At 71.7% G+C, this 20,570-nt stretch carries 23 protein-coding genes, 1 tRNA gene and 1 other RNA gene; 11 read left to right on the top strand and 14 right to left on the bottom strand.

Features of this window, described 5'->3' with window-relative positions:
* A partial coding sequence (locus N869_RS02060; RefSeq protein ID WP_035057142.1) for a DNA polymerase III subunit gamma and tau occupies positions 1-1,085 on the bottom strand: 1,085 nt, incomplete at its 3' end.
* 138 nt (positions 1,086-1,223) lie between these two features.
* On the opposite strand from N869_RS02060, the gene N869_RS02055 reads away from it, so the two are divergent.
* The gene (locus tag N869_RS02055; protein WP_052104860.1) at positions 1,224-1,697 is read left to right on the top strand and encodes a GyrI-like domain-containing protein; all 474 of its coding nucleotides are present in this window, start codon (positions 1,224-1,226) and stop codon (positions 1,695-1,697) included.
* Between the two features lie 17 nt (positions 1,698-1,714).
* Here N869_RS02055 and ffs read toward each other — a convergent pair.
* From ffs to uxuA, 5 genes are all read right to left on the bottom strand, one after another.
* Positions 1,715-1,811: signal recognition particle sRNA small type (ffs, locus tag N869_RS16805), an RNA gene on the bottom strand.
* 42 nt (positions 1,812-1,853) lie between these two features.
* Complete coding sequence (locus tag N869_RS02050; RefSeq protein ID WP_035057109.1) at positions 1,854-2,522, bottom strand: methionine ABC transporter permease; 669 nt, start codon at positions 2,520-2,522, stop codon at positions 1,854-1,856.
* Entirely contained in the window at positions 2,519-3,595 is a 1,077-nt protein-coding gene (locus tag N869_RS02045; protein WP_052104859.1) for a methionine ABC transporter ATP-binding protein, read from the bottom strand. The genes N869_RS02050 and N869_RS02045 overlap by 4 nt, the downstream gene beginning before the upstream one ends.
* Positions 3,596-3,618: 23 nt before the next feature.
* Positions 3,619-4,566: a MetQ/NlpA family ABC transporter substrate-binding protein gene (locus tag N869_RS02040; RefSeq protein WP_232229575.1), complete on the bottom strand. Its 948-nt coding sequence runs from the start codon at positions 4,564-4,566 to the stop codon at positions 3,619-3,621.
* Positions 4,567-4,925: 359 nt separating this feature from the next.
* On the bottom strand, positions 4,926-6,110 hold the full coding sequence (gene uxuA / locus N869_RS02035; protein ID WP_035057137.1) for a mannonate dehydratase: 1,185 nt from the start codon (positions 6,108-6,110) through the stop codon (positions 4,926-4,928).
* A gap of 65 nt (positions 6,111-6,175) precedes the next feature.
* Here uxuA and N869_RS02030 point away from each other — a divergent pair, with 65 nt between their 5' ends.
* From N869_RS02030 to N869_RS17215, 8 genes are all read left to right on the top strand, one after another.
* Positions 6,176-6,568: a VOC family protein gene (locus tag N869_RS02030; RefSeq protein ID WP_035057106.1), complete on the top strand. Its 393-nt coding sequence runs from the start codon at positions 6,176-6,178 to the stop codon at positions 6,566-6,568.
* 168 nt (positions 6,569-6,736) lie between these two features.
* Positions 6,737-7,270, top strand: a complete 534-nt coding sequence (locus N869_RS02025; RefSeq protein WP_035057104.1) for a TasA family protein — start codon at positions 6,737-6,739, stop codon at positions 7,268-7,270.
* 116 nt (positions 7,271-7,386) lie between these two features.
* Entirely contained in the window at positions 7,387-7,986 is a 600-nt protein-coding gene (locus N869_RS02020) for a signal peptidase I (protein WP_052104858.1), read from the top strand.
* A gap of 1 nt (position 7,987) precedes the next feature.
* Positions 7,988-9,508 carry an Ig-like domain-containing protein gene (locus N869_RS02015; protein ID WP_052104857.1) on the top strand — a complete coding sequence of 507 codons (1,521 nt, stop codon included), beginning with the start codon at positions 7,988-7,990 and terminating at the stop codon, positions 9,506-9,508.
* 70 nt (positions 9,509-9,578) lie between these two features.
* Complete coding sequence (locus tag N869_RS02010) at positions 9,579-10,310, top strand: response regulator transcription factor (protein ID WP_035057102.1); 732 nt, start codon at positions 9,579-9,581, stop codon at positions 10,308-10,310.
* Positions 10,303-11,511 (top strand): sensor histidine kinase, encoded by a 1,209-nt coding sequence (locus N869_RS18700; protein ID WP_035057099.1) that lies wholly within the window; start codon positions 10,303-10,305, stop codon positions 11,509-11,511. Before N869_RS02010 ends, N869_RS18700 begins: the two co-directional genes overlap by 8 nt.
* 88 nt (positions 11,512-11,599) lie before the next feature.
* A complete protein-coding gene (locus tag N869_RS02000; RefSeq protein ID WP_035057097.1) occupies positions 11,600-12,826 on the top strand; it encodes a sensor histidine kinase in 1,227 nt (408 codons plus the stop codon).
* Between the two features lie 36 nt (positions 12,827-12,862).
* Positions 12,863-13,021 carry a hypothetical protein gene (locus N869_RS17215; RefSeq protein ID WP_156968289.1) on the top strand — a complete coding sequence of 53 codons (159 nt, stop codon included), beginning with the start codon at positions 12,863-12,865 and terminating at the stop codon, positions 13,019-13,021.
* Positions 13,022-13,032: 11 nt separating this feature from the next.
* Here the strand turns inward: N869_RS17215 and N869_RS01995 are convergent, their stop codons facing one another.
* Positions 13,033-13,371 (bottom strand): hypothetical protein, encoded by a 339-nt coding sequence (locus tag N869_RS01995; RefSeq protein ID WP_156968288.1) that lies wholly within the window; start codon positions 13,369-13,371, stop codon positions 13,033-13,035.
* Positions 13,372-13,438: 67 nt separating this feature from the next.
* On the opposite strand from N869_RS01995, the gene N869_RS01990 reads away from it, so the two are divergent.
* Positions 13,439-13,523 (top strand) — tRNA-Ser (locus N869_RS01990).
* A 178-nt stretch (positions 13,524-13,701) separates the two neighbouring features.
* Here the strand turns inward: N869_RS01990 and N869_RS01985 are convergent.
* The 5 genes from N869_RS01985 to N869_RS01970 form a co-directional block, all read right to left on the bottom strand.
* Positions 13,702-13,914 (bottom strand): hypothetical protein, encoded by a 213-nt coding sequence (locus tag N869_RS01985; protein ID WP_156968287.1) that lies wholly within the window; start codon positions 13,912-13,914, stop codon positions 13,702-13,704.
* A 98-nt stretch (positions 13,915-14,012) separates the two neighbouring features.
* Positions 14,013-14,843, bottom strand: coding sequence for a class I SAM-dependent methyltransferase (locus N869_RS01980; protein WP_035057089.1), 831 nt, complete (start codon positions 14,841-14,843; stop codon positions 14,013-14,015).
* Positions 14,833-15,003 carry a hypothetical protein gene (locus tag N869_RS17210; RefSeq protein ID WP_156968286.1) on the bottom strand — a complete coding sequence of 57 codons (171 nt, stop codon included), beginning with the start codon at positions 15,001-15,003 and terminating at the stop codon, positions 14,833-14,835. Before N869_RS17210 ends, N869_RS01980 begins: the two co-directional genes overlap by 11 nt.
* Positions 15,004-15,357: 354 nt before the next feature.
* Positions 15,358-16,254, bottom strand: a complete 897-nt coding sequence (locus tag N869_RS01975; RefSeq protein ID WP_052104856.1) for a YwqG family protein — start codon at positions 16,252-16,254, stop codon at positions 15,358-15,360.
* A gap of 72 nt (positions 16,255-16,326) precedes the next feature.
* On the bottom strand, positions 16,327-16,854 hold the full coding sequence (locus N869_RS01970; protein WP_035057087.1) for a hypothetical protein: 528 nt from the start codon (positions 16,852-16,854) through the stop codon (positions 16,327-16,329).
* 530 nt (positions 16,855-17,384) lie between these two features.
* On the opposite strand from N869_RS01970, the gene N869_RS01965 reads away from it, so the two are divergent.
* Complete coding sequence (locus N869_RS01965) at positions 17,385-19,133, top strand: hypothetical protein (RefSeq protein WP_035057085.1); 1,749 nt, start codon at positions 17,385-17,387, stop codon at positions 19,131-19,133.
* A 360-nt stretch (positions 19,134-19,493) separates the two neighbouring features.
* Here N869_RS01965 and N869_RS01960 read toward each other — a convergent pair whose 3' ends face one another.
* Both N869_RS01960 and N869_RS01955 read right to left on the bottom strand, forming a co-directional pair.
* On the bottom strand, positions 19,494-20,042 hold the full coding sequence (locus N869_RS01960) for a PIN domain-containing protein (protein ID WP_035057082.1): 549 nt from the start codon (positions 20,040-20,042) through the stop codon (positions 19,494-19,496).
* Between the two features lie 3 nt (positions 20,043-20,045).
* Positions 20,046-20,540 (bottom strand): excisionase family DNA-binding protein, encoded by a 495-nt coding sequence (locus N869_RS01955; RefSeq protein WP_156968285.1) that lies wholly within the window; start codon positions 20,538-20,540, stop codon positions 20,046-20,048.
* Positions 20,541-20,570: the final 30 nt, after the last annotated feature.

Below are 20,570 nucleotides of genomic sequence, written 5' to 3'. Positions count from 1 at the left end.
AGCCGGGCGACCAGCAGCTCCAGGTGCAGGCGCGGTGACGTCGCCCCGGTCATCTCCGTCAGGGCGTCGTTGGTGAGGTCCGCCGACCGCGACAGCTCGGCCGGGCCGAGGGTCGCGGCCTGGGCCCGCATGCGCTCGAGCTGGTCGGCGGGCAGGTCACGCAGCACGGCCTGCGCCGCTGGCCCGGACGCCGCGATCACGATCAGGTCCCGCAGCCGCTCCAGGAGGTCCTCCACGAACCGGCGCGGCTCGTGGCCGGTCACCACGACCCGCTCGACCACCCGGAACGCGCTGGCCCCGTCACGCGCGGCGATCGCCTCGACCACGTCGTCGAGCAGCGCCGCGTGGGTGTAGCCGAGCAGCGCCACGGCACGCTCGTAGTCCAGGCCCGAGTCGTCCGCGCCCGCGACCAGCTGGTCCAGCACAGACAGCGAGTCACGGACCGAGCCGCCCCCCGCCCGGACCACCAGCGGCAGCACACCGGACCCCACGGGCACCCCCTCGGCCGTGCACAGCTGGTCCAGGTACCCCAGCAGGGTGTCCGGGGAGACCAGCCGGAACGGGTAGTGGTGGGTGCGGGACCGGATGGTCCCGATGACCTTGTCCGGCTCGGTGGTCGCGAACACGAACTTGATGTGGGGCGGGGGCTCCTCCACGATCTTCAGCAGCGCGTTGAATCCCTGCGAGGTGACCATGTGGGCCTCGTCCAGGATGAAGATCTTGAACCTGTCCCGCGCGGGGGCGAACGTGGCCCGCTCGCGCAGGTCACGGGCGTCGTCCACACCACCGTGGCTGGCGGCGTCGATCTCGACGACGTCCAGGCTCCCCCCACCGCCACGGGCCAGGTCACGGCACGACGGGCACCGCCCGCACGGGGTGTCGGTGGGGCCCTCCGCGCAGTTCAGGCATCGCGCCAGGATGCGCGCCGACGTCGTCTTGCCGCACCCACGCGGGCCCGAGAACAGGTAGGCGTGGGTGACGCGGTCGCTGCGCAGCGCCTGCATCAGAGGGTCGGTGACGTGCTCCTGGCCGATCACCTCGGTGAAGGTCTCGGGCCGGTAGCGGCGGTACAGGGCGGTGCTCACGTGACGACTGTAGAGGCGTGCGGCGACGCCGGGGGCACCGCCCACCGACCGCACCCCCGAACCCCTACCCAAGGCCCCGCCACGGTGGCAGGGTCGGGGGGTCATGGACACGACCCCACGCGGTTGGAGGCACCACCCATGTCCGTCGAGATCACCCACCGCACCCTGGCGCCACGCGTCGTCGCGAGCGTGCGGGACACCATCCCCACCTACCGCGACGAGGGCCTGCTGTGGCAGCGCCTGATGTCCGCGCTGCCCGCCGCAGGTGCCCGGCCCGCCGAGGGCGGCACCGCCTCGGCGACCTTCCACGACCCCGAACCCGTCGAGACCGGTCCCGACGTCGAGGTGCAGCTGGACGTGGCCGCCCCCTTCACCGGCTCCACCGAGCTGGCCTGCGTCGAGGTCGGTGAGCAGCAGGTCGCGTGCGCCGTGCTGCGCGGCCCCTACGACGGCATCGGTGAGGTGATGGAGGCCCTGGGCCGGTGGATCCCCGAGCAGGGCCTGACCTTCGCCGGGCCCATGTTCACCATCTACGTGGTCAGCCCCAGCGAGGACCCCGACCCGAGCGCCTGGGTCACCGAGGTGTGCGTGCCCGTGGCCCCGGCAGGGTGAGGGCTGGTCGACAGACATGCAAGGACCCCCCGCACACCCGTCAGAGCCCGCCTGCCCTTGCTGCCTTCCGGCCCTGGGGGAGTTCAGCGAGATGACGCCGTACGAGGGGTCGGCACCAGGGTAACGCAGGGACGGGCGCCCCTTCGAACCGGCACCTCAGCGGCGCAGGAACCGTCGGGCCAGGGCGTTGCCGAGCAGCTGGACGGCCTGGACCATCACCACGATCACGGCGACCGTGACGAGCACCACGTCCCAGTTGAAGCGCTGGTAGCCGTGGCGGATCGCGAAGTCCCCCAGGCCACCGGCCCCGATCATCCCGACGATCGCGGACATGTCGATCACCGCGATCGTCAGGAACGTGAACGCCAGGATGAGCGGCCCCAGCGCCTCGGGGATCAGGACCGACCAGATGACCCGCCACCGGGAGGCGCCCATGGCCCGTGCCGCCTCGATGACCCCGGGGTCCAGTGCGACGAGGTTCTGCTCGACGAGCCGCGCGAACGCCACCGACGCCATCACGGCCATCGGCGGGATCGCGGCCTCGGTGCCGATCGTCCGGCCCACCAGCCACAGGACGACCGGCCCGACCGCGAACACGAAGATCACGAACGGAATCGGCCGGATCGTGTTGATGACCACGTTGAGGACGGCGAACACGGTGCGGTTCTGCAGGAAGTTCCCCCGGCGGGTCACGTAGATCGCCAGGCCCATGGCCAGCCCCACGACACCCGAGATCAGCAGCGTGACCGACACCATGTAGACGGTGTCGCCGAACGCCTCCCACAGCTGCGGGAGGAGGTAGTCCCAGTTCGTCTCGCGGTTCATCGAAGGTCCGTCGCGTCGGGGTCGGCGATCGGGGCGGCCGCGGTGCCGAGGTCCAGCACCGAGGTGGTGCGGGACAGGTCCGCGATGAACGCCTGGACGTCCCCGTGGTCGCCCTCGAGCTCGAGGGTCAGCGACCCGAAGGGGCGTTCGGCGATCTCGGTGATGCCCCCGTAGATGATGGTCCCGTCGACGGCGTGCTCACGCAGCGCACGGGTGAGGTCGGTCGACGAGGCCCCGTCCTCCTGCACCGCCACCGTCACGACGCGCCCCGGGTGCCGGTGGCGCAGCCGTTCCAACGCCCCAGGGCTCGGACGGTCGCGCAGCGCCGAGCCCACGAACCGGCGGGTCGCGCGGTGCCGGGGCCGGGAGAACACGTCGTACACCTCACCGAGCTCGACGACCTTCCCGTCCTCCATGACCGCGACCCGGTCGCACAGGTGCTTCACGACGTCCATCTCGTGGGTGATGACCACGACCGTGACCCCCAGCTCGCCGTTGACGCGGCGCAGCAGGTCCAGGACGTCCTGGGTGGTCTCGGGGTCCAGGGCCGAGGTCGCCTCGTCGGCCAGCAGGAGCCGGGGGTTGGTCGCGAGCGCCCGGGCGATCCCCACCCGCTGCTTCTGCCCGCCGGACAGCTGGGAGGGGAACTGCCGGGCCTTGTCGGACAGCCCGACGAACTCCAGCAGCTCGGCGACCCGCGCCCGCCGTCGCGCCCTGGACCAGCGCGCGACGGCGAGCGGGTACCCCACGTTCCCCGCGACGGTGCGCGAGGACAGGAGGTTGAACTGCTGGAAGATCATCCCGATGCCGGCACGGACCCGTCGCAGCTCGGACTCGGGACGTCCGGCGACCTCGACGCCGTCGACCACGACCTGGCCCGACGTCACCGGCTCCAGGGCGTTGATCAACCGCACCAGGGTCGACTTGCCGGCGCCGGAGTACCCGATGACACCGAACACCTCCCCCTCGTGGACGTCGAGGCTCACGCCGTCGACCGCACGGATCTCGCCGTGCGTGCCGGGGAACGTCTTGACGGTGTCGCGGAAGCGCACCATCACAGGGGCAGGGCTCATGGGGCCTCGTCTCGGTCTGCGTGTCAGCCCTGGGCGTCGGCCTCGACGTCGGCCAAGTAGCCCCGGAGCTCCTCGGCGGACTGGTCGGCCAGCACCGCGGTGCCCCCGGAGTTCTCGACCAGGGCCTGCTGGATCTCCTCGTCCTTGAAGATCTCGACCAGGCGCAGGTACGTGGGGTTGTCGGCGTCCTCGGCACGCGTGGCCCAGATGTTGATGTAGGGGCGGGCGGCGTCCGAACCGGCGTCGTCCTGGTACAGGGCGCTGTCGGCGTCGATCCCGGCGTCCAGCAGGAAGTCGTTGTTGATGATCGACGCGTCCACCGACCCCAGGGCCAGGGCCGTCTGCTGGGCGTCGACGGGGGTGACACTCACCCGGGACTCCTCGGCGAGGACGTCGGCCTCGGTCACGAACGCCGAACCGCCGTCACGCAGCGCCACCAGGCCCGCGTCCTGCAGGACCAGCAGGGCCCGCGCCAGGTTGGTGGGGTCGTTGGGGACGGCGATCTCCCCGCCCTCGGGGATGTCGTCGACGGAGGTGTGGCGCTCGGAGTACAGGCCCAGCGGGTAGACGGCCGTGGCGCCGATCGGCACCAGGTCCTCACCGGCCTCCACGTTGTACTGGGCCAGGTACAGGATGTGCTGGAACTGGTTGACGTCCAGCTGGCCCTGGCTCAGCGCCGGGTTCGGCTGGCTGTACTCGGTGAAGTCGACCAGGTCGACGTCGATGCCCTCGTCGGCGGCGCGCTCCTCGAAGATGCGCCAGTAGTCCTGGGCGGCACCGACCACGCCGATGGTGACGGTCTCGGTGGTCCCGCCCTCCTCCGGGACGGCGGCGCCGTCGTCGTCGGTGCCGCAGGAGGCCAGGCCGACGACGAGGGCCGCGGCGCCGATCGCGGCAGCGGCACGGCGCCAGGCCGGACGGGCGGTGCGCCGGGAGTGAGGTGCGAGGGTGGTCAGGGCGGGAGCAGGCACGGTGGATCCTTCGGTCGAGCGGGGGTGCGGGCGTCGCGGCTCAGCACGCGGGGGGGCACGGACCTGCCTGAGGTGAGCAGGGGCTGTGCGGGGGCAGCGGGGGCCGGCAGCTGAGTACCGGGGGCCGACGGTCGGAGCGGTCGGATCAGGTGCCCGTCAGGGCGGTCCGTGGCTCAGGCGGTCGCGGCGTCCCGCTCCAGCATTCGACAGCAGCACATCGCGCGGGCGGCGGCCGCGGCGACGTCCTGGACGAGCATGCTGTGGCGGGTCATGGCGCCCATGCTGCATCGGGTACCGAGGCCCACCAAACCGACCCCCCAGTTGTCCCATCATCCGGACACGATGTGGGCGTTCTCGTCTCAGATGTCGTCGCGCAGGAGCCGGCGCACCGCCAGCTCGACCCCGCGCAGCTCGGCCAGGCCCTTCATCCGACCCAGCAGCGAGTAGCCGGGGTTCGTGCGGCGGGCCTGGTCGTCGAGCATCTGGTGCCCGTGGTCCGGGCGCATCGGCAGCCGCGGACCGCCCTCGCGCTCCCGGCGTCGTTCCTCACGCACCAGGGCCGCGACCACACCCACCATGTCGACGTCCCCGTCGATGTGCACCGCCTCGTGGAAGCTCGCCGGGTTCGCCTCACGGCGCGTGGACCTCAGGTGCGCGAAGAAGATGTGCTCGGCGAACCGCTCGGCCATCGCCACCACGTCGTTGTCCGGCCGCACCCCGTAGGAGCCCGTGCAGAACGTCAACCCGTTCGCCGGGCTGGGCGCGGCGTCCAGGACCCCCTGGGCGTCGGCGGCCGTGCTCACCACCCTCGGCAGGCCCAGCAGCGGGCGCGGCGGGTCGTCCGGGTGGATCGCCAACCGCACACCCACCTCCTCGGCCACGGGCACGACGTCCCGCAGGAACGAGGCGAGCGTGGCCCGCAGATCAGGTGCACCCATGCCCTCGTACGTGGCGAGCACGGCCCGCAGCTCGTCCAAGCCGTAGTGCTCCTCCGCACCCGGCAACCCCGCGATGACCGTGCGGGTCAACGCCTCGCGCCCGGCCTCGTCCAACCCCTCGTAGTGGGCCCGCGCCCTGGCCAGCTCGTCGTCGTCGTACTCCTCCTGCGCGCCCGGGCGGCCGAGCACGAACACGTCGAACGCGGCGAACGCGTCGGCGTCGAACCGCAGCGCCCACGTCCCGTCCGGCAGGGCGAACGCCAGGTCCGTGCGCGTCCAGTCCAGGACGGGCATGAAGTTGTAGCAGACGACGTCCAGGCCGCAGGCCGCCAGGTTGCGCACCGACTGCGCCCACGCCTCCACGTACCTGTCCCGCTCACCGGAGCCACGCTTGACGTCCTCGTGGATCGGGATGCTCTCGACCACCGACCAGGTCAGGCCCGCGTCCTCGACCAGCTGCTTGCGCGCCGCGATCGCCTCCACCGGCCACACCTGACCGTTGGGCACCTCGTGCAGGGCCGTCACCACCCCTGTGGCACCCGTCTGCCGCACCTGGGCGAGAGTGATCGGGTCCTGCGGTCCGAACCAGCGCCACGTGTGCTCCATGACGGAACCGTACCGGCGTGGGAGCATCGACCGAGGCCTGACCGAACGACGGACCGAGGACGACCTTGCCCCGCATCCAGCTGACCAGCGTGCACGTCGACGACCAGGAGAAGGCGCTGCGCTTCTACACCGACGCCCTCGGGTTCGTCGTCAAGAACGACATCCCCGTGGGCGCCGCCCGGTGGCTCACCGTGGTCTCGGCCGAGGAACCCGACGGCCCCGAGCTCGTCCTCGAACCCGCAGCCCACCCCGCCGTCGGCCCCTACATGCAGGCCCTGCACGCGGACCGGATCCCGGTGACGTCGTTCGCGGTGGACGACGTGGCCGCCGAGCACGAGCGCCTGACCGCCCTGGGCGTGGAGTTCGCCCAGGAACCCTTGTCGATGGGCCCTGTGACAACGGCCGTGCTGGACGACACGTGCGGGAACCTCATCCAGATCGTCTCTGCCGCGACCTGACGCAGGCCCCTGACCTGCGTCGATACCGTTCGACGCAGGTCAGGAAGGCCGCTCCTGCGACTGTTACCGACCTGTGGATCAGGCGGGTATCTCCTGTAACCGTGCCGTGGAACGACGCTCCGTAGCGTTCATGTCACAAGGTTCCCCACCGCACCAAGGAGAAGCACAATGGCCGCCAAGCGCACCAAGGTCCTCGCCCCGCTCGCCGTCCTCGTCGTCGCCGGAGGCATCACCCTGCAGTCAGGTGCCACGTTCACCTCGCAGAGCGACAACAGCATCAACGCCGTCACCTCCGGCACCCTGACGCAGAGCAACAGCAAGGACGGGCAGGCCATCTTCAACCTGACCGACCTCAAGCCCGGTGACACCCTCAACGGGACCCTCACCCTCACCAACACCGGCAGCCTGCCCGCCTCGTTCGGGCTCACCGAGGTGACCTCCACCTCCACGTTCGCCGCCGAGGCCCTCAGCCTCACCATCACCGACACCACCAACGGCACCGAGGTGTACTCCGGGACGTTCGGCGGCCTCACCGACGGCGCCCGCAACGAGCTCGGCGTGTTCCAGCCCTCGGACGCCACCACCTACCGCTTCACCGTGCAGATGTCCCCCGACGCCGGCAACAGCCAGCAGGGCAAGGTCGCCCAGGCCAGCTACCGGTGGGACTCCGTCCAGCTCGACGGCACCAGCGTCGACCAGTGATCCCCCGGGGGAGGGTCGGGCCCGCGCCCGCCCCTCCCCGTGCGGTGGCCCCGCTGCACCCATGAGGGCCACGACGTCCCGCACCGCACCAGCCACGACCACGCCGGAGAACTGAGATGACCCAGCCCAGCCGCATCCGCCGCGTCACCCGCCGCACCGCGCAGGTGCTGGGCAACACCCTCGTGGTCGCCGTCCTGCTCGCCGGCGCCGCGTACGTGGCGGTCGGTCACATGGGCTTCGAGCGGTACGTCATCACCGGCGGGTCCATGTCGGGATCCATCGAGAAGGGCTCGGTCCTGTTCTCCCGCGCCGTGCCCGTCCAGGAGCTGGCCGTCGGTGACGTCATCACGTACCTGCCACCGGCAGACACCGGCGTCACCAACCTGGTCACCCACCGCATCACCACCATCGACGCCACCGACGAGGGCGCGGCCCTGTTCACCACCCAGGGTGACGCGAACGCCAAGCCCGACCCGTGGGAGTTCACCCTCGACCGCCAGACCCAGCCGGTGGCCGCGTTCTCCATCCCCTGGATCGGCTACCTGTTCCTCGTGCTCGGTGACCGCGGGCTGCGCGTCCTGGTCATCGGTGTTCCGGCCGCGATCATCACGGTCGTGAGCCTCGTGCAGGTCATCCGGGCGCTGTTCCCCGGCCGCGACGACGAGGCCGACACCACCCCCACCACCGACGACGCCCTCGCCCCCGCAGGAGCCTGACATGCTGCAGCGACCGCTCGCCGCCCTGGCCGTGCTGGGGGTCCTCGTCGTGGCCGTCACCACCCACGCGCCGCAGGAGTCCTCGGCGGCGTTCACCGCCACCACGACCACCACCGCGAGCGTCGCCGCAGCAGCGGACTGGACACCCCCCACCGTCGCCCTCACCCACCCGGGCGCCACCGTCACGGGCACCGTCGCCCTCACCGCCACCGCCGCCGACGCCGAGTCCGGCATCGCGCACGTCACCCTCGAGCGTCGCGCCGTCGGCACCACCGCCTGGACCACCGTGTGCACGCGCACCGCCGCGCCGTACACCTGCTCCTGGGACACCACCACCCACGCCGACGGCTCCCACGACCTGCGCGCCCGCGCCGTCGACGGCGCGGGCCTGGCCACCACCACCGAGCCCGTGCGCACCGTCGTGGACAACGAAGCGCCTGAGGTGGCGCTCACGGACCCGGGCAGCCCGTTGACCGGGACGTTCACCGTGACGGCCACGGCGCACGACACAGGCTCGGGGCTCGCCGGGATTCGCGTGCAGGCGGCACCCTCGGGCACCGCGACCTGGACCGACATGTGCGGCGGCACGACCTCTCCACTCACCTGCGCGGCGGACGCCACAACCCTGCCCGCCGGCTCGTACGACCTGCGCGCCGTCGCGGTCGACGCCGCCGGCAACACGAACACGTCCGCCGTGGTTCTCGACCGGCAGGTCGTCGCCAACGTCTCGACCATCACCCTCCAGGACCCCGGCCCCACCCTGCGCGGAACGGTCAACCTGGTCGCCGACGCCAGCTCCACCGCGGGCGTCACGTCGGTCACCCTCCAGGTCGCACCCACCGGGAGCAGCACATGGACCGACGTGTGCACCCTCCCCCGGGCGCCCTACCAGTGCGACCTGGACACCCGAGTCGTGCCCGACGGGACGTACGACCTGCGGGCCGTCCTGCTCGACGCGACCGGGACCCGGACCACGTCGCCGACCCGATCCGGGGTACGGGTGGTCAACACCCCGCTGCAGGCACACGACATCCAAGCGGTCAACGGCCCCGGCGTCGCCGGCCAGGTCGACGCCGGGGACGTGATCACCTTCACGTACAGCGGCGTTGTCGACCTCGCCACCGTCACCCCCGGGTGGAACGGACAGCCCCTTGCCGTCACCACCCGACTCCGCTCCGGAGGACTCGTCGGCAACGGCAACTCCAACGACGTCCTCGACGTCCAGCGGGCCGGGAGCGTCGTCCACCTCGGGTCGGTCGACCTCAACCAGAACTACATCAACCCCCACAGCACCGCGACGTTCGCCGCCACCATGACCGCTGCCACGGCACCCGGCCCCGAAGGTGACCGCACCGTCATCACGGTCGTGCTCGGCGCGCGCACCAGCGGGCCGGCCGGACGCGTCGTCAACCCGGCCGCGACCATGGTGTGGACGCCCAGCGCCTCCGTCACCGACGTGTTCGGGCTGCCCGTCTCGCCGACCCCAGCGACCGAGCTGGGTCCCGTCGACACGGACTTCTGACCATGATCAGGTCCGTGACCTGCGGACCTCCCGACAGGTGGGCCGCCCAGGCCCCTCCTATGCTCGAGGCATGGGGTTCCACCTGCTCATCGTCGAGGACGACGACGGGATCGCCCTCCCGCTGTCCCGGACGTTCCAGCGGGAGGGCCACACCGTCACCCGCGCCCCCGACGGCGCCACCGCCACCCAGGCGCTTCAGGACGCCCCGGTCGACCTCGTGATCCTGGACCTGGGGCTCCCCGACGTCGACGGCCTGGACCTGTGCCGCGACATCCGGGCCGGCGGTTACGACGGCGGGATCCTCATCCTCACCGCCCGTGGGTCCGAGATCGACAGGGTCCTCGGGCTGGACATGGGCGCCGACGACTACCTGCCCAAACCGTTCGCCGTCGCCGAGCTGCAGGCCCGCGTCCGCGCCCTGCTGCGCCGCGCCACCCCCCGCGCCGCGGCGAACGACGCCGGGGAGGCGGGCACCGGGCGTCCCGCACCACCGGCGCCGTCCACCACCGGCCTCCGGGTCGACACCTCGTCCCGGCGCGTGTGGGCAGGCACCGTCGAGGTGCCCCTCACCCCCAAGGAGTTCGACGTGCTGCGCATCCTGCACGCCGAGGACGGGGGCGTGGTCACCCGCGAACGGCTCATGGACCAGGTGTGGGACGAGAACTGGTTCGGCTCCACCAAGACCCTGGACGTCACCATCGGGCGCCTGCGGCACAAGCTCGAGGAGCGCACCGCACCGGCCCGCATCGTGGCGGTACGGGGCGTCGGGTTCCGCCTGGAGCCGGTGGACCCCGGTGCGTAGTCGTCTGGTCACCGTGTTCGTCGCCATGGCGGTCGGCCTCGTCCTGCTGTTCGCGGTTCCCCTGGCCTACGTGCTGTCCGTCGCGGCCACCCACGAAGCCGTCACGCAGACCGAGAGGACCGCCTCCCTGGTGGCCGCGGCCCTCGCCGAGCGCGAATCCGGCCCCGGCGACGTCACCACCCAGTACCTGGCCACGCTCCTGCGACCCGGCGAGGGCGCCACCTACATCGCCCCCACCGGGGCCATCACCCAGGTGGGGCACGACGCCATCGGCCACCAGGCCGAGGTCGTGCTCACCCGCACCGTGCGCGGCGGGGGCGTGGTCACCATCGTGCGCTCCGGCGTGGACGTCGACCGCGCCGTCCTGGACCTCGTCCAACCCCTGGTCCTCACCGCGCTCGGCCTCGTGGTCGTGGCCGCGCTCGCCGGCGGCCTGCTCGCCAAGCGGGTCGCCCAGCCCTTCCAGGACCTCGCCGAGGACGCCGACCGGCTCGGCCACGGCGACTTCGACCTCACCGTCCGCCCCACCGGGCTGCCCGAGGTCGACGCGATCGGCACCGCCCTCACCGCCAGCGCCACCCGCCTGAAGGACCAGCTGGAACGGGAACGAGAGTTCGCCGTCACCGCCTCCCACGAGCTGCGCACCCCCATCACCGCGCTGCGCCTGGAGATCGAGGACGTCACCCTGCGCCCCGGCACCCCACCCGACGTCGTGGAAGACCTGCGCCGGGCGCTGGGTGAGCTCGACCGGCTCTCCGCCGCCGTCACCGGGGTGCTGGAGCGCGCCCGTGACCAGCGCACCGAAGGTCTCGCCGACGTCGACCTCACCGCCCTCGTCGACGAGGTCGCCCGGGCGGTCAACGCCGACCCCGACCCCGGCGCCCGCCCCCTCACCACCCTCACCGGGCGACGCGTCCACGCGCGCGTCGTCCCCGCCGTCGCCACCCAGGTGCTGGAACGCCTCATCCGCCACGCCACCACCCACGGCGACGAACCGGTCACCATCGCCGTCCAGGAGCGTGACGGCCGCGTCGAGGTCCAGGTGCAGCACGCCGGCCCCGCCGCCACCGACGTCCTGCCCGAGGTGCGGACCCTCGCCGAGTCCACCGGCGGGCGCCTGACCGTCGCCCCCAGCCGCACCGCCACGTTCGTCCTGTCCCTGCCCTGCGCGACCGGACGACCCACCCCCGGGCCGACATGACCGGCACGTCCGGATACATCCGGACAGGCTGACACCGACGCACCAACGAGCCCGTGACCAGGGACGTCGTCCGTGGCATGGTCGGGGCATGAACGCTGGACCCACCGCACGCCTCGAGGCGATCGACAGGTACGGCGTCCTCGAACGCGCACCGTCACGGGACCTGCAGGCCCTGGCCGAGCTCGCCGCACAGGTCATGGACGTCGACGGCGCCGCGATCAACATCGTCACCGACCGGCACCAGCACCAGGTCGCCACCGTCGGAGTCGAACCGTCCGTGTGCACCCACGACGCGTCCATGTGCGCGGCCGTCCTGGACGAACCCGGGCCCGTCGTCGTGCCCGACGCCCCCGCCCACGAACGCCTGCGCCACTCCCCCTTCGTCACCGGCGAGCTGGCGTCCGTCCGGTTCTACGCCTCCGCGGCCCTCACCACCCCCGCCGGTGTGGTCATCGGCCGCCTCTGCACCTTCGACCCCCGGTCCCGGCAGGCCTCCACCGAGCAGGTCGACGCCCTGTGCGCCCTCGCCGAACGCGTCATGGACGTCCTGGAGCTGCGGCTGCGCACCGACGAGCTCGAGAGCACCGTCGCCGAGCTCACCCACGCCCGCAACGAGCTCGCCCGCTCCAACGACCAGCTCGGCATGTTCGCCGCCCAGGTCAGCCACGACCTCACCAACCCCCTCACCGCCATGCTCGCGAACCTGGAGGTCCTGGCCTCCGAACCCGCCATCGCCGACGACGAGCACGCCACCCGGTTCGCCGACGCGGCGCTGCGGGCCGGTGGACGCATGGCCCGCATGATGTCCCGGCTTCTCGCCTACGCACGGGTGGGTGGGGCGCTCGCGGTCGAGGACGTGGACCTGGCCGGCCTGGTGCGCAGCTGCCTGGAGGACGCCGCCCCCCTGATCCGCAGCACCCGCGCCCAGGTGGACGTCGGCACCCTGCCCACCGTCAGGGGTGACGGGCAGCAGCTGTACGCAGTGCTGCTGAACCTGCTGACCAACGCCCTGAAGTACGCCACACCGGGCGACCCGCCCCGGGTCACCATCACCTCAGACCGGACGGGCGACGGGTGGACGGTGCGCGTGGACGACCACGGCGCCGGCGTCGACCCCGGGCGCCGGGAGGAGATCTTCGCGATGTACAACCGCGGTGACCACTCCGGCGTGGCACCCGGCAGCGGCATCGGCCTCGCGGTGGCCCGGCGGGTGATCGAGGCCCACGGGGGGCGCATCGGCGTGACCGACGGGCCGGACGGGACCACCCGGTTCTGGTTCGAGCTGCCCGACGAGCTGCCCTGCGGCATGTCCTGACCGGGTCGTGTCGGTGGTCGTGGTTACCGTCGGCACATGAGCAGCCACCCGCACACCTGCGTGTACTTCGACGACGGTGAGTTCCCCGAGCTGGTCTGCGTGTGCGGCCGGCGGACCGTCCACCTGATCGAGGACGAGGCCGACGGCATCCTCATCGTCCTGGTCGAGGAGCCCGAGCTCGCCGCCACCGCCTGAACACCGGTCCCTCACTCGAGGACGAAGCCGGTGGACGTGAGCGTCAGGGCGAACCCCACGAACCCGCTCACCGCCAGGAGGACGAGCGCCAGGACGCCGAGCACCCCACGCCGGCGCCGCACCAGCAACGCCACCACCAGCACCAGCACGTAGGTCAAGACCGACACGACGGTCGCCACCCGGGCTACTGCCACCCGTGTGGCCTGGTCGCACGCACCCACCGTCCCCGCCGGGCAGGCGGCCTGCAGGTCCGCCGCCCACCACGTCGCGATCAGCCAGACCCCCAGCACCAGGGCCCCCACCAGGGCCATCGCCCACGCACCACGCAACGGCGACGGGTCCACGGACATGGTCACGATCCTCCCAGACTCCTCGGTTTCGGGGTCCTGGGGCACGTCGGGTACCCTTGACCGGCCAGGAGGATTCGCCTAGTGGCCTATGGCGCACGCTTGGAAAGCGTGTTGGGTGCAAGCCCTCGGGGGTTCGAATCCCCCATCCTCCGCAGCCGAAGGGCCCGTGACCTGCAGCGATGTGGGTGACGGGCCCTTTGTCGTCAGCCGGGGGACTGACGCGCCGCCCGCCCCTGTCCCCGATCTCCCGGCAGCCGACTGCGGTCAGAGGGCACGTCGAACCAGGGTGCGGCGCGGCTCGCCCATCCACGGGTGACCTCACGGTCACCCTCAGCGGAGGTGCCGGCCCCGCTGGTCGCGCTCGGGCGTGGAATAGGTGCGCGTCAGCCGCGCGGCGGTGTCTTCGTCGCCGAGTTCGCGGAGCGCCACCACCAACGATTCCGGCGCGCTCGCCAGCCGCTGGGGGCCAGCGATCGGTTGGCGCGCCTCCACCTGAACAACGCGGACGACGTCGAGACCTACCACCGAGTCATGCGCGAGCACGCCGAGGCCAACGCTGGCGGGGCGAAGGCCACGCCACTCGCGGCTTCTCGAGCGGCTCGTCCGCGCGCGGCAACCCGGGCGGCCAGCGGACGCTGAGGTCAGGCGTGCTCGGCGGCGAACAGGATGTGCGTGCCGCCGTCGGCTGCGCCGGGCTCAGCGCAGGCAGCGACCTCGTGGTCCAGGAACCGGGTCCAACGGTCGGGGTCCGCCTCGAGGTCTGCCAGCACGTCAGGGTCGCCGAGCGATGCCCAGTTGCTGGCGCTCATCGCGAGCGTGCGCCCGCCCGCCGCGGCGACCAGGTCAGCGAAGCCGCCGGCGCGGAACATCTGGCACACGTGCGCCGCCCCCGCCAGGTGGCGCAGGTCGCCGGTCGCGAGCACCCGGTCGTTCGCCTCCTCGCCGAACGCGGCCGCGACCTTCACCACCCCGGGCAGCTGGTAGCGCCACGTGCCGAGCATCGACATCACCGAGCCGACCACGACCCCGCCGCGGGCGGTGATGCGCAGGAGCCCGCGAAGCGCCGCCTCGGTCTCCTCGAACGCGTACGAGAGGGGACCGCCGTAGGCCAGGACTGCGTCGAACTCGCCATCGGCGAAGCGGCTGACGTCGCACACGTCCAGCAGCTCCCGCCGCTCGACCGCGACCTCGGCTTCGGTGGAGCCGAGGTACCGCTTGTTCAGGTCGAGCTGGACCGGGGAGATGTCCGTCACCACGACCGTCGCACCCAGCGCGGCAAGCTCGGTGGTGAACCGACCGGGCCCGGCTCCGACCTCCAGCACGCGCGCGCCCGGTCGCACGAACCGGGCGAGGAAGCGCCGGTGTACCTCCAGGGACACGCGCCCTGCCACGTCGCCGACAAGACGGTTCCACTCGGCGTCGCCGAACTCGTCGTAGTAGGCGCGCGTCGCTTCCCTGTCCTCAGCAGTCATGACCGGCAGTGTGCCCGACCACGCACCAGCGGTAGTCCCGCTCGCTCCTCCCAGGGCGCCCTTCGTCCAGCAGGCCGTACAACCGGTGCTCGGGCACCCCGGCGTCCTTCGCCTCCCGTGCAGTGAACGGGTGCGGCGGCAGGCGCTCGACGACGCCCACGTGCCTCACCTCCTACGCCTTCCGATTTGCGTACACACGTAGCCGTATCTGTGTACGGACTCCGGGGCCAGGGTCATCCGGGTGGGCATGCCGCAGAAGATCGCCGCAACTAGGTCCCGCAGGAACGTCAGCCCAGGTCAGGATCACATTGAACCCGGTTTGCGTACACAGCTCCTCGTACCTGTGCACGGTTTCCCGCAGGGAAACGCCTGTCGTGTTGCACGTCCCCAAGATCGGGGGAGGTCAGGTGCGGAGGTAGCGCCGGACCACTGCCCGACCTGGCCGCTTCGGCGTTCGCCAAGTGTGTGCCGCTGGGAGGGGTAGCTGGGGTGCACCACCATCGGTCAGACGGGCTCAACCACACTGGAACTCGAACCAACAGCGGTCGAAGGCACGCGAGGAAAGATCCTCCTCCCGGATCAGGAAGTAGAGCCGACCGACGTCGCCCCACATCATCGCGGCGTCGTCGTCGCTGTCGATCTGCAGGAGGAGGCGCCAGTCGCGCGCTCCCGCCTCCAGGCCTGGGACGCGCGGGTTTTGGTAGCCCTCGGGGCCGCCGACAAAGATGCCGTTCGACGCCAGCTGCGCTCCCAGCCACATGCTGTTCTGAACCAGGTCCGGCCAACCGCCGATCCGATGGGCCGGCTCGGAGACGGGAGGCAGCACATCACCTAGGGCGAAGAGCCCGTCCCGCTCGGCGTTGTGCAGGCCCTTGAGCGCGTCCTCGAAGGGATCGGGTGCGGTCAACTCCTCGACCGCGGAGAGAGCGACCTCGGGGAAGGTCTCTGTCCCGTCCGGCGCCGACCTCGCCTCCGCGTCCACGCAGTAGACGACTCGCCAGGCATCCCGCTGCGCAGGGTCAAAACCCCACGCAGACTGCTCCGTTGCGTCATAGAAGAACGTCAGCCACCCGGTGGCCGGGAGCAGGAGGCTGTCCAGGCGGGGCAGTCGCGCGAGGTCCAGCACGGCCACCACTTCGAGGCCGCGGCCTTGCCACGTGGGCCACTCCGCTTGAGGGGCCAGCATCGCCGCCCCTCCGAGCCGGCCGACCACGGCGCCGGGGTCGAGGGCCGACGACAGTCTCAAAGAGGGTTGCGCGAGCGATCGGAAGGTCGCCTGAGCCTCCGGCGAGAGGTAACGCGCAGCCGCCTCCGCGAGCAGCTCGGGCGTGAGCGGTCCTCCTCCGACCGGTTCGACCGGAGGCTTGGGCGCGACGACGTCCTGGGCTGACCGGCGGCGGAACCAGCGCATGGCCGCATTGTGGCAGGCCGAACAGGTCGTCGACCTCGCCTGCGGTCAGCGGCGAGGCGTTGCGGCGGTCGGTCAGCCGGGGCAGCTGTGGTCGGTCGTCGTCCACAGCGTGACGCTCCTCGGCGCGAGCGGCAGCTCGAGTCGACGGGTGATCCCTAGCGTCGTGACGTCGACCCGGACGTGCCTAGCAACCGCGCCGGTTCCGGCGGCCAGGTCGACGCACAGGAGGTCCAGGGTCTGCCACACGGCGAACTCGCCGCCACGCGGGACGTTGACCACGGGCTTCGCGTCCTCCTGGAGGAGGATCTCCGCCTCGCCGATGACGCTGAGCCCCGAGTGCGCCACCATGAGGTCGTCAGTCACGGCCGCCACCCGGACGGGAACCGGCCCGGTGCTGCGGTAGGACACCATGATCTGCGCCTCGCCTGGTGCCGGGTCGACAGCCGCCCACTCCAGGCGGTCGCCCTGGTCGAACACCTCGGACGCCCAGGTGACGGGACCCTGCTCCAGCTGAGGGTTGAGACCCACGACGAGCCAGGCCCCCACCAGCGCGATCCCCGCTGTTGCCGCCCAGAGGTACGTCCGCCGCCCGGCCATCATCTGCCTCCAGTGATCCACCGCCGGGGACGGCCGGCACCACCGGTAACGGTATCGCTCCGCCGCAGCGCAGGGCTGAGCAGGGCCCGGCCATCGGCCAGGCCCTCGCTCGTTGTTGCGCCGGTCGATGCGGGTGGGGTCGATGGTGCAGGCGCGGGCAGCCCCAGCCACCGAGCGTCCGCGTGGCTGCCGTCCACCTCGGAACGGGACCGATCCGTTACGGAATCCGTAACCAATCGGTCCCGCACGGGCGGGCCAGCGCTGTCGCCCGAATGCTGCGACATCAGCGTCGTCGAGGGTGTGGAACACCGGGTCCTCGTGGAACTCGCCCCGCACCCCGTCCAGCGCACCCTCGACGAGCTCGAGTGCCATGAGTGAGGCGTTCTGGGGTTCAGAGGGTCCGGGCTGGCCCGCGGCGACTGACCTAGGTCGTCTGGAGGATCGCCAGCGAGAGGCCGGGCCCAGCCGTCGCCGCCCCTCTGCGGCGCCGCTTCCTCTGATCGATCCGGGCGGCCGTGCTTAGGGTGGTAGCCGTGGACCCCGCCGACCTGGAGCTGCTCGAACGGCATGCGCCGATCGTGCGGTTCAACGAGGGGGAGTACTTCCTCCCGGCATCGGTGGAGTCCTTCGTGGAGCGATCCGAGCTGTGGGAGCGGACCGGGCCGTCGGAGCGTCGCCTGGTCGCCCCGGCCGGCACCCTCGACCTCGACGGCCTCGTGGCGGTCAGCCGCGGTTCCGACGCGCGGCGCTACCTCCGCCTGGTCTCCGAGCCGCTGAGCAACGCCGACCTGGTTGCCTGGCGGCTGGACCGGGACCGGCCCCGGTTCCGGTCCCACAGCAGGCTGGGGCACGTCGGGGTGCTGGGTCGCTTCATCGACGTCGCCGGCCGTATCTCGCTGCTGCTGCGCGGCCGGGTGCCCACCGGGGCGCAGTCGGCCGCCGCCCTGCTGGACCGGGAACGACCCGACCACGGCGACCACCCCTACTACGGGCGCGTCCTGCACAGTGCCGGGTACGTGGTGCTCCAGTACTGGTACTTCTACTACTTCAACGACTGGCGCTCCCGCGCGCACGGCGTCAACGACCACGAGGGCGACTGGGAGCAGGTCACGATCATGCTGGCCCCCGGTCCCGGCGACGAGCCGCCGACCCCCGCGTGGGTCGCGTACTCCGCCCACGACGAGGTCGGCGCCGACCTGCGCCGGCGCTGGGACGACCCCGACCTCACCGTCGTCGACGGCCACCCGGTGGTGTTCGCGGGCCTGGGGTCCCACGCCGGGGCGTACCTGCCCGGTGAGTACCTCATCCACGTCCGGGACAGCCGGTTCGCATCCGTCGTGCAGGGCGTCCGCCGGATCGCGACGGCCGCCCTCCTCTGGTCGCGACGCTCGAAGGAGGACGGCGTCGGCATCCCCTACGTCGAGTACCAGCGCGGGGACGGCGTCGGCATCGGGCACGGCCAGGACCGCCCGTGGCGTCCGGTGCTCATCGACGACGACACCCCGTGGGTCCGGCGCTTCTCCGGCCTGTGGGGGGACGACACCGACGACCCCTTCGGCGGGGAGCGGGGCCCGGCCGGGCCCCGCTACAACCGCGACGGGTCCGTCCGGCAGTCCTGGAGCGACCCCATCGGCTGGACCGCGCTGGACGCCGTCGTACCGCACGAGGGCGAACGTCAAGACCTCATCACCGCGCGGGTCGAGGAGCTCGACGACGAGCTCGAGCGGTTGCAGGCCGACCGCCGACGGCGACGCGAGAAGCTGCGCGCAGCCGTCATCGGCGGGGCGAGCGACACGGCACCCGCCGAGCGCGACCTGACCCGCCTGGCCGCCCAGCTGACGGCACGGCGGGACGAACGGCAACGCCTGCTCGAGATGCGCGACGCACCGCCACCGAGCCCCTCCCCGCACGCCCACCTGCGGCACCGCCAGGAGCCCCTGCCGGACGACAGCAGGGGCCGCCAGTGGCTGCTGAACATCTGGTCGAGGATCAGCACCCCACTGATCCTGCTGATCCTCGCCGTCCTCATCTGGCCGACCCCAGGAATCGACCTCGTGGTCGCCCCGATCGCGCTGCTCGTCATCCTCGTCCTCGAGGCGGCGGCGCAGAAGCGGCTCGGCGCCCTGCTGCTGAGCCTCATCGTCCTCGCGGCGGTGATCGCCGTCCTCGTCGCAGTGTGGACCGGCCTCATCTACTCCTGGCGCATGATCCTCGCCGGACTCCTCGTGGCAGCCGGGCTGCTCCTGCTGGTGCTCAACATCCGCGAGGTCCGTCGGACCTGACCGGCCCGCCCGCGGAGCGTCGTCCGTGAGGCGAGTCGGCGATCCCTACCCTGAGGGCACGGTTCGGGCAGGGCTGTTCTTCAGGCGCCTTCGGCCCGGGCCCCATCCCGGACCGGGTGAGTGCCCTGGCTGCGGTCACCGCTGGGACGAGCACGCTGGATCGGGCAACGACGAGGGTGGTGTCTGCGGAGTGCGCCTCCGAGGTCGAGCACGGGCAGTACACCTCGGACGCCGCCCCGTGCCGGAGAGTGTGGGACCGCGCCGAAGCGAACTGCCAAGCGGGCGTGGATGCTGTCGCAGAGCCAACGGCTGCGGGTGCATGTCCAGACGGTGACGTGATCTCATCGGCGGCGTCTGGCCCTACAGGTGCCGTCTCACCTCACTTGCGAACTGAGGTACTCCCGAGCGCGATAGCCGGATGAGGATGTCTGTCACGGTCATGTGCGGCTGCGAGTATGCCTCGGCCTGGTCACGCAGTGCACGGACTGTCGCCCCCGGGTAGAGATCGAGCTGGTCGAGCAAGAAGTCGTCGGGGTGACTGACCGAGAGGTCGTACGGCCCGGTCGCCTCCCGCGGAAAGTCGGCGAGGTTGAAGGTGACCAGCAGCTCGGCGTTGGCACGGACGGCCGCTGCCAGCACGTGCCTGTCCTTGGGATCGCAGGTCATCGACCCGATCAGCGGCTCGTAACCCTCCACCAGCGCGTCAGGGAAGGCGTCGGCCATGTGGGCCACGCGCCGTGCGGCGCGCTCATCGCCGATCCCGCGCAGGAGGAGGTTCCGCTCCAGCTCGGTGAGGATGTCGGCGGACCACAAGGGTCGGAACGTGCCGGCCTCGGCAAGCCGCAGGACCGTGTCACACAGGTACGCGCCGAAGAGCACATTCGTGTCGAGCAGGACCGGGAACGCCATCCTTCAGGCCGTGCGCGAGGGTGGCGTGGGGTCGAGGTCGTAGAGGCCTGCTTCTTCGCCTTCCTGGACCATCTCCTGCAGAGAACGGCGTCGCGACGCCTTCGCGCGGTCCAGGTGGTCCAGGAGGTGAGCGAGCATGACCCGTCGGTGCCGGCCACGCATCTCGTAGGGGATCGACCCGTCCTCGAGCAACCGCACGAGCGTCGGCCGCGAGATGCCGAGGAAGTCGGCCGCCTCCTGGGTGGTGAGCATGGCGTTGTGCGGAGCCACCGTCACCCCTTGCCCGTTCGCCATGGCCATGACCACCTGCCGCAACGCCTCGAACACCGGCCGCGGTAGCTCGACGCGCCGTCCGTCAGGATGCACCAGGGCGGGCCCCACCTCCGGCACCGTGAGTCCCCGGTCGCTGAGAGCGGCGACCAGATCCACGATCTCAGCGAGGTCGCCCGACTCCGCGAGGTACGTGCTGGCGCTGGCTCCGGCTGACTGAGACACCACGTCCCCACCTCCTAATCGAAAAAAGTGTAA

Origin of the sequence: Cellulomonas bogoriensis 69B4 = DSM 16987 (genome assembly GCF_000767165.1) — a bacterium.
Lineage (GTDB): Bacteria > Actinomycetota > Actinomycetes > Actinomycetales > Cellulomonadaceae > Actinotalea > Actinotalea bogoriensis.
The sequence above is the reverse complement of the archived record's forward strand: the minus strand, read 5'-3'. Positions and strand labels throughout refer to the sequence as shown.

Coding starts and splice junctions, on each gene's coding strand:
- N869_RS02055 (WP_052104860.1), top strand. CDS start 1,224: ATGTCCGTCGAGATCACCCACCGCACCCTGGCGCCACGCGTCGTCGCG.
- N869_RS02050 (WP_035057109.1), bottom strand. CDS start 2,522: ATGAACCGCGAGACGAACTGGGACTACCTCCTCCCGCAGCTGTGGGAG.
- N869_RS02045 (WP_052104859.1), bottom strand. CDS start 3,595: ATGAGCCCTGCCCCTGTGATGGTGCGCTTCCGCGACACCGTCAAGACG.
- uxuA (WP_035057137.1), bottom strand. CDS start 6,110: ATGGAGCACACGTGGCGCTGGTTCGGACCGCAGGACCCGATCACTCTC.
- N869_RS02025 (WP_035057104.1), top strand. CDS start 6,737: ATGGCCGCCAAGCGCACCAAGGTCCTCGCCCCGCTCGCCGTCCTCGTC.
- N869_RS02020 (WP_052104858.1), top strand. CDS start 7,387: ATGACCCAGCCCAGCCGCATCCGCCGCGTCACCCGCCGCACCGCGCAG.
- N869_RS02015 (WP_052104857.1), top strand. CDS start 7,988: ATGCTGCAGCGACCGCTCGCCGCCCTGGCCGTGCTGGGGGTCCTCGTC.
- N869_RS02010 (WP_035057102.1), top strand. CDS start 9,579: ATGGGGTTCCACCTGCTCATCGTCGAGGACGACGACGGGATCGCCCTC.
- N869_RS02000 (WP_035057097.1), top strand. CDS start 11,600: ATGAACGCTGGACCCACCGCACGCCTCGAGGCGATCGACAGGTACGGC.
- N869_RS17215 (WP_156968289.1), top strand. CDS start 12,863: ATGAGCAGCCACCCGCACACCTGCGTGTACTTCGACGACGGTGAGTTC.
- N869_RS01995 (WP_156968288.1), bottom strand. CDS start 13,371: ATGTCCGTGGACCCGTCGCCGTTGCGTGGTGCGTGGGCGATGGCCCTG.
- N869_RS01980 (WP_035057089.1), bottom strand. CDS start 14,843: ATGACTGCTGAGGACAGGGAAGCGACGCGCGCCTACTACGACGAGTTC.
- N869_RS01975 (WP_052104856.1), bottom strand. CDS start 16,254: ATGCGCTGGTTCCGCCGCCGGTCAGCCCAGGACGTCGTCGCGCCCAAG.
- N869_RS01970 (WP_035057087.1), bottom strand. CDS start 16,854: ATGATGGCCGGGCGGCGGACGTACCTCTGGGCGGCAACAGCGGGGATC.
- N869_RS01960 (WP_035057082.1), bottom strand. CDS start 20,042: ATGGCGTTCCCGGTCCTGCTCGACACGAATGTGCTCTTCGGCGCGTAC.